Source organism: Micromonospora vinacea (genome assembly GCF_015751785.1).
GTDB lineage: Bacteria > Actinomycetota > Actinomycetes > Mycobacteriales > Micromonosporaceae > Micromonospora > Micromonospora vinacea.
The window spans coordinates 4130363-4143861 of the sequence record NZ_JADOTY010000001.1 but is presented as its reverse complement, the minus strand read 5'-3'; the positions used below and the strand labels follow the sequence as shown (position 1 = coordinate 4143861).

Sequence of the window (13499 nt, the reverse complement as noted above, 5' to 3'; positions counted from 1 at the left end):
CGGTCAGACCAGGCCGGCGTCGCGGAGCAACTGCCACAGGCCGGCGCCGTCCGGGGCGGACAGCCACTTCTGCCCCACCGGCCCCGACGACGGGCGGCCAGCCGGGGCGGGCAGGGTGCCGGCCAGCACCGACTGGGTCGGGGAGAGTCGGCGGATCGCCACCCCGGCGACGTTCTCCGGGTGGGCGGCGGCGAACTCCCGGTAGATCTCCTGGTCGTGCTGGCCGTCGTCGCCGACCAGCAGCCAGCGCACGTCGGGGAACTCCTTGGCAAGCCGCGCCAGGGTGACCCGCTTGTGTTCCATGCCGCTGCGGAACCAGCGGTCGGCGGTCGGACCCCAGTCGGTGAGCAGCAGCGGCCCGGCCGGGTAGAGGTGCCGGGACAGGAATCGGGTCAGCGTGGGCGCCACGTTCCACGCACCGGTGGAGAGGTAGAAGACCGGCGCCCCGGGGTGCGCGGTGACCAGTCGCTCGTAGAGCACCGCCATGCCGGGCACTGCCGCGCGGGCGTGCTCGTCGAGCACGAACGTGTTCCAGGCGGCGAGCAGCGGCCGGGGCAGCGCGGTCACCATCACCGTGTCGTCGATGTCGGAGATGATGCCGAACTTGACGTCCGGATCGAGGATGCGCACCGGGGCGTCGACCGGCTCGGCGTCCGGGACGCTGAGCCGGACCGTGCCCCAACCGGGCGGCAGGTCCGCCTCGACCAGCGTGTCGACGAAGCCGCTGCGGTCGGCCCGCGTCTCGTGGCACACCCCGCCGGCCTCGATGGTCACAGTGACGTGCTTGGCCGGCAGCGTGGTGAAGCTGCGCCAGCCGCGGACCTTGTCCAGTCGACCCCGCTGGCGGGTGTCCGGACGGCCCAGCAGCACCCGGCACATCACCCGCACCCAACCCGGCGCGCCATAGCCGGTGTACGCGACGATGTTGACCCGCCAGCCGGTGCGCCGCAGCCGGCGCTCGACGAGCTGGTGCACGGCGTCCTCGATCCGCGCAGCCCGGTGCAGGTTCGGAACGGCCAGTTGGCCGGCGGGAGTGGGTGGCACGCGCCAACCCTGCCACACGTCGACAGCCACGGCCACGCGAGCCAACCTCGGCTGCGCCGATCCGACCCGCCCACCGCGGAGCCGATCCCGGCCGACCCGGCTACGCGGATCCGCCTCGGCGGCCCGGCCGAACGTGAAACACTCCGGTCGGGACGACGACGGGGGCGTTGGTCGTGTCGCATCCAGAGCAGCACCGCGGGCGATGGCGTCCGCGACTCGACCGGCCGGCGCTCGTCGCGCTGCTGTTCGGGCTCGTCGGTGTCGTCTACCGGCTGGTCCTGACGCTCTTCACGGTGCCGGTGTCGAACAGCGACGAGGCGACCTTCGGCCTCGCCGCCCTGCACATCGGGCAGGGCCGGGAACACCCGGTCTTCCTCTACGGCCAGCACTACATGGGGATGTTGGAGTCGTACCTGGCCGCTCCCCTGGTGGCGGTGTTCGGGCCGAGCTGGCCGGTGCTGCGGCTGCCGATGCTCGCCCTCTACGCGGTCTTCCTCTACCTGATCCACCGGTTGACCCGCCGGCTCGGCACCCCGTGGTTCGCCGCCTTCGTGGTGGGCCTGCTCGCGCTCGGCCCGGAGCGGGTGGTGCGCGACCAGCTCACCGTCGTCGGTGGGCGGCCCGAGGTGAAGCCGGCGGTGCTGCTGATGCTGCTGATCACCGTGGGGTTGGCCGTCGGCACCGTCCACCGCCGGCGGCTCGCGATCGGCCTGTTCGGGCTGCTCGTCGGGCTGTCCGTCTGGTCGGACTGGCTGATCCTGCCGTACCTCGCGGTGGCCGGGCTGGCCCTGGTCTGGGCGGTGCGGCGGGAGCTCTTCGGCTGGGCCGGCCTGCTGCTGGTGGCGGGGGTGGTCGTCGGCGTGGCCCCGATGATCGTCGACAACCTGCGGGCCGGGCCCGCTGAGGACTCACTGTCGGTGTTCCGGGAGGTCAGCACCAAGGCCGGGCCGCAACCGCCGTGGTCCGACCGGGTCCGGGGCGGCCTGCTGGAGGGGGTGCCGCTGGCGCACGGGCTCTGCCCGGTGGACGGCTGCGGACGCTGGCAACAGTGGTTCGGCGTGCTGTACCCGCTGCTGCTCCTGGCCGGCGCCGCACTCGCGGTGCTCGCGTACCGTCGAGCCGCCGGGGCGCCGGGTGGGGAACGGGCCGGGGCGCTGCGTGCGGAGCGGGTCGGGCCGGTCGTGCAGCTCGCGCTGGTCGCCGGCGCGGCGTTGACACTGCTGTCGTACGTGCGCAGCCCGCTCGCCGCGACCAGTCCGCTGGACAACGCCCGGTACCTGTCGGTGCTGCAACTGTCGCTGCCGGCGGTGCTCTGGCCGCTCTGGGTGGCGGCGCTGACCGCATGGCGGGGCACCAGCAGCGCACTGGGGCGGTTCACCGGCGCGCTGTCCGCCGCCGTGCTGGCGGCGCTGACAGTGAGCACGCTGGTGGTCACCGTGCTCTTCGCGGCCACCGGCACCGCGGCGTCGCGGACCGAGGAGCGCCAGGCCCGGGAGTTGGCCACCGCGCTGCGCGCCGACGGACCCCACGAGGTGTACGGGGACTACTGGACCTGCAACCGGTTGATCTTCAACACGGACGAGTCGGTGGTCTGCGGGGTGCTCGACGGCGACCTGTCCCCCGGGCAGAACCGCTACCGGCCGTACTGGCGGCAGGTGGGGCGGGCCGAGCGGCCGGGCTACGTGGTGGAGGCCGACTCGCCGATGGACCGGCGGTTGCGCCGGTTGCTCGCCGACCGGGCCGACGCCACGCCGGTGCGGGAGGTCGGCGGCTATCGCGTGTACCACCCCGAGACCCCGGTGCGGCCCTGGCGGTAGGGGCTGGTCGTACGCTGGCCGGGCCGGCGCGAGGGGCGCCGCCGTTTCGCCCGTCGAGGAGACCCATGCTCATCCTGCTGCCGCCCTCGGAGGGGAAGGCCGACGCCGGCACCGGACGGCGCTGGGCCCCGGACCGGCTCTCGCTGCCCGAGTTGAACCCGGCCCGCGAGCGGGTGCTGGACGCCCTGGTGACGCTGAGCGCCGGGCCGGACGAGGAGGCCGCGCGGGCGGCGCTCGGCCTCAGCGAGGGCCAGCGGGGCGAGCTGCGGCGCAACGCCCGACTGCGGGAGGCGGCCACCGCGCCGGCCGAGAGGCTCTACACCGGGGTGCTCTACGAGGCGCTGGACCTGGCCTCGTTGCCGGCCACGGCGCAACGGGCGGCCCGCCGGTCGATCCTGATCAGCTCCGGGCTGTGGGGCGCAGTCCGGTTGGCCGACCGGATCCCGCCGTACCGCTGCCCGATCGGCGCCCGCCTGCCCGACGTCGGGGCGCTGTCGACGTACTGGCGTAGGGAGCTGACCCCGACGGTGGACGGCGCCGCCGGTCGCGGCCCGGTGCTGGACCTGCGCTCCGGCGCGTACGCGGCCACCTGGACGCCGCGCGGGGAGCTGGCCGAGCGGACGGTCGCCGTGCGGGTCCTGCACGAGCGGGAGGTCGACGGCGTGCCGGTCCGCTCGGTGGTCAGCCACTTCAACAAGGCGACCAAGGGGCGGCTGGTCCGGGACCTGCTCATCGCCGGCGCCCGGCCGCGCACCGCCGCGGAGCTGGTGGGCACCCTGCGGGAGTTGAAGCACACAGTGCTGGAGCAGGCCACCGCCGCGGGCAGGGTGCGGCAGGTGGATCTGGTGGTCACCGACCTGTAGGGACGCGGCAGCCGCAAGATTTGCTCAAGGCTGGGCCGGAGGAGTTCCGTAACGGCGTGACAGGGGCCACGGTAAGGCAACCCAGACTCCGACAAGGGAGCCTCCGTTGACCCGCGAACCCGCCCTGCTCGACCGGCCCCACACCCCGACGCCTCCGGCCCCGCTGGGCTGGCTGACACTGGGCGACGCGTTCGAGGCTGCCTGCCTGCAGCGTTGCACGCCGCCACCGACCGCCGCCCGGCCGAGCGCGGCCCGTGCCGAGCACACCCCCGCCGTGGAGTTCAACCGGGAGGACGCCGCGCAGCGGATGCGGCAACTGCTCGCCCGACTGGACATCCCGGTCAGCCACGAGGTGGCCGTCGGCGGCCTGCGCCGCCGCTACGAGCTGCACCGGCTGTGGGTGCCCCGAGAGCACCAGGGCGCGTACGCCCGGATGTTGGACGCGGGCTGGCGGCAGGGGCGGCGTGAGCTGCTCGGCGGGCCGCTGCCCGGCGCCTCGCCGGCCCGCCGGCGGTTGGTGACCCGTCTGGCGGAGGCGGCCTGGCGCTCGGCGCTGCTGGCCGCCGGGCGGCACGTCCGCCGGCACATCCTCGGTGTCCGGCTCACCGACAGGGAGTTGGCAGCGGTGCTGATCCGGGGTGCGGCAGTGCTCGACGTGCCGGCCCGGCTCCGCCCCGGCACCGGCTGCTTCCTGGTCAGCGTGGCCGACGGCCCGGACCGGCAGCGGATCCTGCGCAGCGCGGCGTTGGAGGCGGCGCGCGGCCCGATGGCCGTGCCCGCGACGGCGACGACGCGCGGGGGGATCTCGGCGTCGGCGCGGGGTGCGGTCGTGGCGCCGGCACGTCGCACGGCCTGCTGATCGAGTTGCGGTGGCCCGGGCTTGCGCGCACCCGCCCGACAGCGCACAGTGCACCGCGTGAGTCGTACCTCGTCCAGCCGCGCCGGCCTGGCCGCCCTGTCGACGGTGCTGCTGATCGCGAACCTGGCCGTCGCCAGTTGCCGGGACGCCCCGACCGAGCCGACGTCGATCCGGATCGCCACCGGCAGCCCCACAGCGGTCTACTACGCGTTCGGGCAGTCCCTGGCGGCCATCCTCAACCGGGAACTCCCCGACGTACGGGCCAGCGTGGTGATCACCGCCGCCTCGGCGGAGAACGTCCAGCTCGTCGGCTCCGGCGGGGCCGAGCTGGGCTTCACCCAGGCCGACGTGCTGCCCACCGGCACGACGGGAAGCCCCACTGTCAACGCCGTCGCCCGGGTGTACGACGACCAACTGCACCTGGTCACCACGAGCGGCGGTCCGGTCCGCACTGTCGCCGACCTGCGCGGCCGGCGAGTCTCCGTCGGCGCCCCCGGCTCGGGCACCGAGATCACCGTGACCCGGCTGCTGGAGGTGGCCCGCCTCGGTGGCGACGAGGTGCGCCGCGAACGGCTCGGTCTGGACGACTCGGTGACGGCCCTGCGCTCCGGCCGGATCGACGCGTTCTTCTTCTCCGGCGGGTTGCCGGTCCGGGGCATCGAGGAGCTGGCCAGGGCCAGCGCCATCCGGATCGTGGACCTCAGCGAGTTGACCGAGCCGCTGCGCTCGCGCTACGGCCAGGTCTACGTCTCCCGGGACATCCCCCGCTCGGTCTACGGGGTGGACGCGGTGACCACAGTGGCCGACCCGAACTACCTGATCGTCCGGGCCAACCTGCCGGAGCCGTTGGTCCGTGAGGTGACCCGGCTGCTGATGGAACGCCGGGCCGAGCTGGCCGCCGCCCATCCGGCGGCGGGACGGATGAGCCCTCGCTCGGCGATCGTCACCGCGCCGCTGTCGCTGCACCCGGGCGCGGCCGCCTGGTACCGCGCCACCAAACCGTGACGGCCGGGCCTCACCGCGCCGGAGAGGTGTGCAGGTCGGCGGCCGGTTCCTCGTCCGCCGACTCCACCGCGACGGCCGGCGTCGGGAACCACAGGGCGGCGACCAGCCCCCGCGACTCCCCCGGGCGCATGGTGAGCCGCCCGTCCGACGCGTCCACGAGCACTGCGGCGATGGTCAGGCCGAGCCCCGCGCCGTCCACGTTCTGCGCGTCCGGGGCCCGCCAGAACCGCTCGGTCGCCTGGCCGAGCTGACTCTCGGTCATGCCGGGGCCGGAGTCGCGTACCTCCAGCGCCACCCCGCCGTCGCGGCGGGCCACCGTCACCGTCACCGCCCCGCCCGCCCCGCTGAACTTCACCGCGTTGTCGATGAGCGCGTCCAGCGCCTGGTCGACGGCGGTCGGCACGGTCTGGGCGTACGCCGGGGCGTCGCTCGTGGCCAGCCGCAACGCGACCGACCGGTGCCGGGCCAGCGGCGCCCACGCGGCCACCCGGGAGGCGGCCACCGCGGCGGCGTCCACTGTGACGCGCTCGTTCTGCTCCCGTTCGGCCCGGGCGAGGGTGAGCAGCGCGTCGAGCACCAGCGCCAGCCGGTCGGTCTCCTCCAGGGCCAGCCGGTGCTCGGACCGACCGTCCGGGTCGGTGAGGCTGGGCCCCAACTCCTCCACCCGCAGACGCAGCGCGGTGAGCGGGTTGCGCAGTTGGTGGCTGGCGTGCGCGACGAAGGCGCGCTGCCGGTCCATCACGTCGGAGACCACGTCGGCCATGTGGTTGAAGCTGGCCGCGAGGCGGCGCAGCTCCGGCGGTCCCAGCCGGTGCTGCACCCGGGCGCCCCGGTCGCCCTCGGCGATCTCGTGGGTGACCGCGTCCAGTTCGGTGACCGGGCGCAGCACCCAACCGGCCAGCCCGAACGCGGTGAGCACGCAGGCCAGCACGGCGAGCAGGCCGGCCAGGGCGAGCAGCAGCCACCACGCGACGACGGCTCGGCGGATCGGGCCGGCCGGGGTCACGATCACCACCGCGCCGAGCACCTCACCTCCGTCGTTGATCGGCACCGACACCACCACCGGGTCGGTCGTCCAGGGCCAGACCGACTCGGGGGCGCTGGTCTGCTGCCCGGACAGCGCGACGTCCAGCACCGTCGCGGTCCCCGGGCTGGGCTGCCACCTCGGGGACGAGACAGTGATGTTGCGGTCCCGGTCGACGATCGCGGCGCCGATCGCGTACAGGTCGTCGTAGCTGGTCAGCTCCGACTCGATCGGGCCGGGGCCACCGTCGCGCAACGCCGGCCCGGCCAGCGAGGCGAACCGGGTGGCGTCGGCGAGCCGGTCGGCGCGGACCCGTTCGGTCTCGCGGCTGGCCATGGTGGCGGCCAGTGGCGTCTCCAACGCGATGAGGACGAGGACCATCAGCAGCAGATAGCTGATCACCAGGCGGCGGCGCACGTCAGCTCCTCACGCGTCGCGCAGCCGGTAGCCGACGCCGCGCACGGTCTCCACCAGGCGGGCGTCGCCGAGCTTGCCGCGCAGCGACCCGACGTGCACCTCGACGGTGTGCCGGTCGGCCCAGGTGGTGCCCCAGGCGTCGAGCAGGATCCGGTCGCGCGGCACCGCCACCCCGGGCTGGCGGGCCAGCGAGAGCAGCACGTCGAACTCCTTGCGGGTCAACGTGACGGCACGGCCGTCGACGGTCACCGTCCGCGCGGCCACGTCGATGCGGACCGGCCCGGCCTCGATGAGGTGCCGCTCGGGCGCGGCGTTCGCGGCACGGCGCAGCACCGCCTCGATCCGGGCCTGCAACTCCACCATCGAGAACGGCTTGACCACGTAGTCGTCCGCGCCCAGGCGCAGACCCAGCACCCGGTCACGTTCCTCACCTCGGGCCGTCACCGCGATGATGCCGAGCTGACTGCTGCGGCGACGCAGCTCCCGGCACAGGTCGGTGCCGTCCCCGTCGGGCAGGGTCAGGTCGAGCAGCACCAGGTCACAGGGGGCGGCGGAGAGCGCGGCGGCGACGGTGGCCGCGTGCTCGACCTCGTACCCCCGGCGGGTGAGGGCGGAGGACAGCGCAGCGGCCACCCGGCGGTCGTCCTCCACCAGCAGGATCCGCACCCGTGCCCCCGTCCGTCGCAGCGCTGTCCTGCGAATGGTGGCAGAAGTGCGCGCGGACCGGGAGGCCGCCCGCCCGCGCCGGACGGGCTACCGGCCGCTACAGGCCGAAGGTGTCGTCGGCGACGGCGTCCCGGACGCCGTCGGTGAACCCGCGGAAGCCCGGGTCCTCGTGGCTGGCCGGCACGCTGGTGACGTTGACCCCGCTGGCCTGGGTGACAGCGTCGACCAGGGCCGGATAGTCGATCTCGGCGTCCTCGAAGGCGTCGTCGTCCGCCTCGGCCAGGTTTATCACGTGCTGCACGTCGTCGGACGACGTGTCCGGGTCGTCGGCCCACTCGCCACCGGCCCGGTAGCACTCGTCGTACAGCGCACGCTGGCTGTCGGTCCAGTCGTCGTCGTAGCTCTGCATCGCCCATCCCTCCGCGGCCCTTGACCTGAGCATGCCCGGCGGGAGGCGACGGGCGCTGCGGTACCGGCGAAAACCGGGCGGGCGCGCCCACGGCGGCCCCGTACGCTGCTGTGGTGATCTACAAACTGCTGTCGAACGCGGAATGGGACGATGCGCTCGCCGCCGGCGCCTTCGCCGGCTCCGCCGTGGACCGGCAGGACGGCTTCATCCACCTCTCCGGCGGCGACCAGGTGGTGGAGACGGCGCGGCGGTACTTCACCGGGGCGACCGGGTTGACAGTGCTCAGCGTCGAGGAGGAGCGGTTGGGTGACGCGCTGCGGTGGGAGCCGTCGCGCGGCGGTCAACTCTTCCCGCACCTGTACGGCCCGCTGCCGGTCGCGGCGGTGGCGGCGGCGCGGGCGTTGCCCGCGGACCTTCCGGTGGCCGACGCGGTGGCCGCCCTGCTGGGCTGACCCGTCGGCGCACTGCTGGGCTGACACGCGCGCGCCCGGCCCGACGGTGTCGGGCCGGGCGCGATGCCGTGCGGACGGGGCTCAGTGGCAGAGCCGGTCGATCTCCTCCTGGAACCGGTCCATCGGGTTCGCCTCGGCGGGGCCGAGCAGGTAGGTCTTCAGCTCCCGGCGGGCCTCGGTCATCGGGTCGTCGCCGGCCCGGGTGACCGACACGATCTTCTCCAGCTCGCCGCAGTCCTTGGAGAGCAGGTACGCGGCCCGCGCCGTCGGGTACTCGCGGCGGAAGTCGTCCTCCGACAGGCCGGCCGGGTTGGCCACCACGTACGGCCGCTGACTCTGCACGAAGTCGGACACCACACTGGACACGTCGCTGATCAGCAGGTCGGTCTGGTTGAAGCAGTCGAACAGCGCCGGCGTGCGGCCGGTGACCACCAGGTGCGCGGTGCCGTCCAGCGAGGACGCGTCCGGGTTGCCGCCGGCGGCGCGGATCGCCGTGACGATCCGCTCGTGCACGGCCTTCGCCATTTTGGACCGTGACCCGGTGAGCGGGTGCGGCTTGTAGATCAGACGGACCCGGGGATTCGTGGCGAGCAGCCCCTTGACGATCCGCTCACCCATCAGCACCAGCGAGGTGTGGTACGGGTCGTCGTCGAGCCAACCCTCCCAGGTGGGCGCGTAGAGCACTGTGAACGGCCGGTCCACCGACTCGGCGCCGAACGTGTGCACACCGGCGAGTTGCGGCCGGCCGATCTCGACGATGTCCGAGTCGAGCACACCCACGCCGGCCCGCGCGTAGCGCTCCCGGCCGGCCAGGCCGGCGACCCAGACCTCGTCGTACACCTTGCTGTAGGGGTTGACGCTGGCCTGCTTGTCGCTGTCGCCGTGCCCGACGAAGACGTGCTTAGTACCCGGCTCGCGGAGCATGTGGATGTTCGCGCCGACGTTGGCGGAGTAGAGCGCCGCGCGGATGCCGCCGAGGTCGAGGTTCATGAAGTCGACCCCGGCCGGTACGCAGATCACCGGCAGCCGGGTGTCGGCCAGCTCCAGGAACGCTTCCCGGCTGCGCATCAGCACCACCGCGCGCTGCTGGAGCGCCTCGGTCGGGGCGAGCCACATGTTCGCCTGGTAGACGTCCTTGGCCGGGCCGGCGAAGTAGAGCGCCACCTCCGGCCGGTAGTTGTCCAGCCAGCGCTGGACCGCCGGCAGCAGCGGGCCCTGCCCGGCGCCCCGGCCCCGGAGCCAGGTCAGCGCGATGATGGCGCCCACCAGACCGGTCGCCACGACCGCCACCGCTCCGGCCGCGAAGAACGGCGTCGGATCGTGCTGCACAGCGGCGGCCACGCCGGCCGGCACCAGCAGCAGGTTGAGCAGCGGCATCCGGTCACCGGCGACCGCCGCCGCCCAGGCGGGCGGTTGGGGGGCGCTGGACAGTGGACCCAGCTCGATGTTGCGCACCATGGCGGAGAGCGGGTTACGCCGCTCGATCATGGTGGAGAGCGCACCGGCGAAGACCGACACGACCCACACCGCGGCGGGCAGCACCAGCAGCAGGGTCAGCTCGCCACCGCTGAGCCGCACCTCGGCGACGACCAGCAACACGGCGGCGAGGTCCCGGGTCAGCTGCCGGTACGACCAGTGCAGGCCCACCTTCTCCAACAGCAGCTGCGACGGCGGTGACCAGCGGGCGACGGCGAACTCACCGAAGATGGCGGCCAACCCGGCGACGGCGAACAGGCCGATCCAACCGAATACGCCACCGACGAGCATGACCAGGTAGGCCAGAACCAGTAGCGCACTCTGGGCGGCCACTCCGAGGCGTCCTGTCAACGTGCCGAACAAACGAGTTCGCTCCCTACGAGATTTCGTTGCGGGCGGTGCCCGTGATGGACCGACGTCACTCCCCCGTCGCACAGCGGCTCAGTAGCGGCCGGCTGCGTGTGACTGCGACCTTAACGCGAGGGGACAGCTCGGTGTCGCTCGGGTATCCGGCACCATTTCGGGCAAAGTTCCGCCCCGGGGCGCGCCCGACCCCACCACGGGGCCGGGCGCTCGGTGCGGGTGAAGCGCTCAGCCGACCCGCCGGAAGCAGGTCATCGCGCCGGGAGCCTTGCGCTTGGCGAACTCCTGGTAGCCCAGCTGCGGCGCGGTGTCGCGGGCGTACCGGTTGCCGTTGTAGACGCAGATGGTGCCCACGTCGAGGCGGTCCAGTGCCGGCTTCAACTCGGCCGGCGTCGGGCTGGCGGTGCCGTCCGCGAAGCCGGCGAGCAGCAGTCGGTCCTTGGCGAACTGGGAGCTGAGGTCGTACTCGACGAGGTAGAAGTCGCGGGGCAGGACGACCCGGACCCTGCTGGTGACGATCGGTGTGGTGCGCATGATCGTCTTCGGGGCGAGCAGCAGGCCCTGCGGGCGGTCCAGGTCCTTGATCCAGAACGCGATCGCCTGACGCTGCTGCGGAAGCTTCCAGGTGGGGCGGTCGTGCACGTCGACCCAGCTCTTCGGCGACCACATCGGGGTGGCGAACAGCGCGAACGAGGCGACCAGCAGCACCGCGATTCCCCCGGACGCCGCCCGGCGCAGCGCCCGGGTCGGTGCCGGCACATTCACTGTGCAGAGCAGACCGATCAGCGTCGGCAGGGCGAGCAGCCACGGCACGCGCCAGAGCACCACCGAGATGCCGCTCAACGCGCTCAGCAGCTCCAGGACACCGGGCACGAACAACACGCTCAACGCGAGGGCGGCACCGGCGGCGAGCAGCGCGGGCGTACGTCGACGGGCGATCAACGCGCCGCACCACAGCGCCAGACCGCTGATCACCCCGACCACGCCGAACAGCAGGGTCCGCCGGTAGGTGGACGCCGCGTCGAAGAAGACGTCGTCCGCGCCGGTCGCGCTCATACCGCCGAGCACCAGGCGGGAGACCACCAGCGAGCCGATCGGGTACGCGAGGGCGGCGACCGCCGCGACGACGGCCGCCTTCCACCGGCCGACCAGCAGCATGGCGAAGCCTGCGGCGCCGACCAGCATCGGCAGGATGATCGCCGCGGTGTTGGTGAGCCCGATCGCGGTGATGGAGAGCGCCACGATGAGCAGCAGGCTGCGCCGCGAGCGGTTGTCGAACCACTCGGTCAGGTAGAGCCACATCAGCGGGATGACCGCCGAGACGAACATGCCCTTGCCCTCGTGCATCCGGGGAATGTGGAAGGTGCCCAGTGCGGCGTCCCCGCCCGCGACGAGGTAGAGGTACGCGACAGCCACTGTGAAGGCGAGCACCGGACGGCGCGGGGCCCACCGGTGCGTCAGCCGCCACAGCGCCAGCGCCGCGAGCACCGTCATGATCGGCAGCAGCACGTACCAGAGGGCCGAGCTGGCGTGGATGCCGAAGACGTTGGCGAACGCGCCGTCGAAGACCTCGATCGACGGGATGGGCGGCTGCGAGCCCATCGGCGGCAGCACGTTCTCGGAGAACAGGAAGTCGTTGAGCGGGATCAGGTCACGCTCGGCGATCCACACCGACTTGCCGACGTAGTAGACGTCGTCCGGGGTGTTGCGGGCCAGGAAGAACGACGAGATGCCGACCAGGACCGAGACGACCAGCGCGTACGCCGACTGCGCCGGGGTGGGCGCCGGGACGGCCGAGGTGGGCGTCGGGCCGCTCAGCCATGCCTGGCGCACCAGCAGCAGCCCGCCGACGGCCGCGAGCAGGCCGGACACGGCCGGGATCCACCAGGAGACGTTGACGCTGGTGTTGGCCAGACCGGCGGAGACGGCGGCCACGGCGGCGGCGACCAGCACACCGATCAGCAGGCGACGGTCGGCGGCGGGCCGCGCGCTGACCGGCTTCTCCTGTGCCACCGGGGCGCTGTCGGCCGGGGCGGTGTCGGCCCGGGCGCGGCGGCGGGCACGCAGCACGGCCGCGACCGCGAGCACCACACAGGCCAGCAGCCAGATCCGGAAGGTGACCGACGGACGCAGGTCACCCAGGAAGGCCAGGTGGTAGAGCACTGTGAAGAGCGCGAACGCGATCACCGCGCCATCGGTGAGCACCGCCGGGGCGACGGCCACCAGCGCGCGTACCCGGGACAGCCCGGTGCGGGCGTCGGCGGGCCGGGACGCCTGCTCGGGCCGCGGCGTCGGATCCGGTTCGGCGGGCGCTACGGCGATGCTGTCGACGTTGGCCACGGGCGTCCTTACTCGTCAGGCGGATGAGGGGCATCGGCACGGTGACGGCCGGGTGTCAAGGGGGCAGCGTAGCGGAATCGGGCAGGGAGGCCGCTGCTGCCGGCGACCGAGTGTCGGGGGCTGGTCAACCCGACATCGGTGCGGCCCGGGGGCGGGGCAGGGCGCTGTCGGCGCCGAGCCCGGCCGCCACGGCGTCGACCAGGTTGTCGAGGTAACCGTCGGTGAGCGGGAGGCGAGCGATGGCGAGCCGCCAGTAGAGCGGCCCCACGATGAGGTCGACGGCGGCGTCCAGCTCGGTGTCGGCGGGCAGCTCGCCACGCTGCACGGCACGGGTGACCAGGCGACCGCCGATCTCCTGCTGGCGGGCGTGCAGCACCTGACGCAGGGTGGCGTCGATGCTGGGGTTGCGGGCGGCCTCGGCCAGCAGGTCCGGAATGATCTGCGACGCCAGTGGGTGCCGGAGCGCGTGCGCGACCGCCTGGAACAGCAACGCGAGATCACCGCGCAGCGTGCCGGTGTCCAGGGCGGGGAGCTTGCCGTGTGCCGCGGCGGCGACGATCTCCAGCACCAGGTCGAGCTTCGAGCTCCAGCGTCGGTAGATCGCCGTCTTGCTGACGCCGGCCCGCCGGGCCACCGCCTCGATGGAGAGCCGGCCGTAGCCGACCGCGGCGAGCTCCTGCATCAGCGCGCGGCGGATCGCCGTGGTGATCTCGTCGCGCAACACCGCCGCGCCAGCCGGCGCCCGCCTCTTTTCGGTGGTCATC

General features: G+C 73.5%; 12 protein-coding genes. 5 read left to right on the top strand and 7 right to left on the bottom strand.

Annotated features, from left to right (window positions below; genetic code table 11):
* Positions 1-3: 3 nt before the first annotated feature.
* Positions 4-1044 carry an App1 family protein phosphatidate phosphatase gene (locus tag IW249_RS19605; RefSeq protein WP_196924861.1) on the bottom strand — a complete coding sequence of 347 codons (1041 nt, stop codon included), beginning with the start codon at positions 1042-1044 and terminating at the stop codon, positions 4-6.
* A 173-nt stretch (positions 1045-1217) separates the two neighbouring features.
* On the opposite strand from IW249_RS19605, the gene IW249_RS19600 reads away from it, so the two are divergent.
* The 4 genes from IW249_RS19600 (at position 1218) to IW249_RS19585 (ending at position 5588) form a co-directional block, all read left to right on the top strand.
* Complete coding sequence (locus IW249_RS19600) at positions 1218-2861, top strand: ArnT family glycosyltransferase (RefSeq protein WP_196922086.1); 1644 nt, start codon at positions 1218-1220, stop codon at positions 2859-2861.
* A 65-nt stretch (positions 2862-2926) separates the two neighbouring features.
* Entirely contained in the window at positions 2927-3724 is a 798-nt protein-coding gene (yaaA, locus tag IW249_RS19595; RefSeq protein ID WP_196922085.1) for a peroxide stress protein YaaA, read from the top strand.
* Between the two features lie 106 nt (positions 3725-3830).
* Positions 3831-4583 carry a hypothetical protein gene (locus tag IW249_RS19590; RefSeq protein ID WP_231392578.1) on the top strand — a complete coding sequence of 251 codons (753 nt, stop codon included), beginning with the start codon at positions 3831-3833 and terminating at the stop codon, positions 4581-4583.
* 105 nt (positions 4584-4688) lie between these two features.
* On the top strand, positions 4689-5588 hold the full coding sequence (locus IW249_RS19585) for a TAXI family TRAP transporter solute-binding subunit (RefSeq protein WP_372433043.1): 900 nt from the start codon (positions 4689-4691) through the stop codon (positions 5586-5588).
* Positions 5589-5598: 10 nt separating this feature from the next.
* Here the strand turns inward: IW249_RS19585 and IW249_RS19580 are convergent, their stop codons facing one another.
* From IW249_RS19580 to IW249_RS19570, 3 genes are all read right to left on the bottom strand, one after another.
* Positions 5599-7029: a sensor histidine kinase gene (locus tag IW249_RS19580; RefSeq protein WP_196922084.1), complete on the bottom strand. Its 1431-nt coding sequence runs from the start codon at positions 7027-7029 to the stop codon at positions 5599-5601.
* A gap of 9 nt (positions 7030-7038) precedes the next feature.
* Positions 7039-7695 carry a response regulator transcription factor gene (locus IW249_RS19575; protein WP_091401433.1) on the bottom strand — a complete coding sequence of 219 codons (657 nt, stop codon included), beginning with the start codon at positions 7693-7695 and terminating at the stop codon, positions 7039-7041.
* Between the two features lie 97 nt (positions 7696-7792).
* Positions 7793-8104, bottom strand: a complete 312-nt coding sequence (locus IW249_RS19570) for a hypothetical protein (protein WP_196922083.1) — start codon at positions 8102-8104, stop codon at positions 7793-7795.
* A gap of 113 nt (positions 8105-8217) precedes the next feature.
* Between IW249_RS19570 and IW249_RS19565 the strand changes: the two genes are divergently transcribed.
* Complete coding sequence (locus IW249_RS19565; RefSeq protein WP_196922082.1) at positions 8218-8556, top strand: DUF952 domain-containing protein; 339 nt, start codon at positions 8218-8220, stop codon at positions 8554-8556.
* An 81-nt stretch (positions 8557-8637) separates the two neighbouring features.
* Here the strand turns inward: IW249_RS19565 and IW249_RS19560 are convergent, their stop codons facing one another.
* The 3 genes from IW249_RS19560 to IW249_RS19550 form a co-directional block, all read right to left on the bottom strand.
* Positions 8638-10395, bottom strand: coding sequence for a CDP-glycerol glycerophosphotransferase family protein (locus tag IW249_RS19560; RefSeq protein ID WP_196922081.1), 1758 nt, complete (start codon positions 10393-10395; stop codon positions 8638-8640).
* A 228-nt stretch (positions 10396-10623) separates the two neighbouring features.
* Positions 10624-12735 (bottom strand): DUF6077 domain-containing protein, encoded by a 2112-nt coding sequence (locus IW249_RS19555; protein WP_196922080.1) that lies wholly within the window; start codon positions 12733-12735, stop codon positions 10624-10626.
* Positions 12736-12859: 124 nt separating this feature from the next.
* Positions 12860-13498: a TetR/AcrR family transcriptional regulator gene (locus IW249_RS19550; RefSeq protein WP_196922079.1), complete on the bottom strand. Its 639-nt coding sequence runs from the start codon at positions 13496-13498 to the stop codon at positions 12860-12862.
* Between the last annotated feature and the right edge of the window lies 1 nt (position 13499).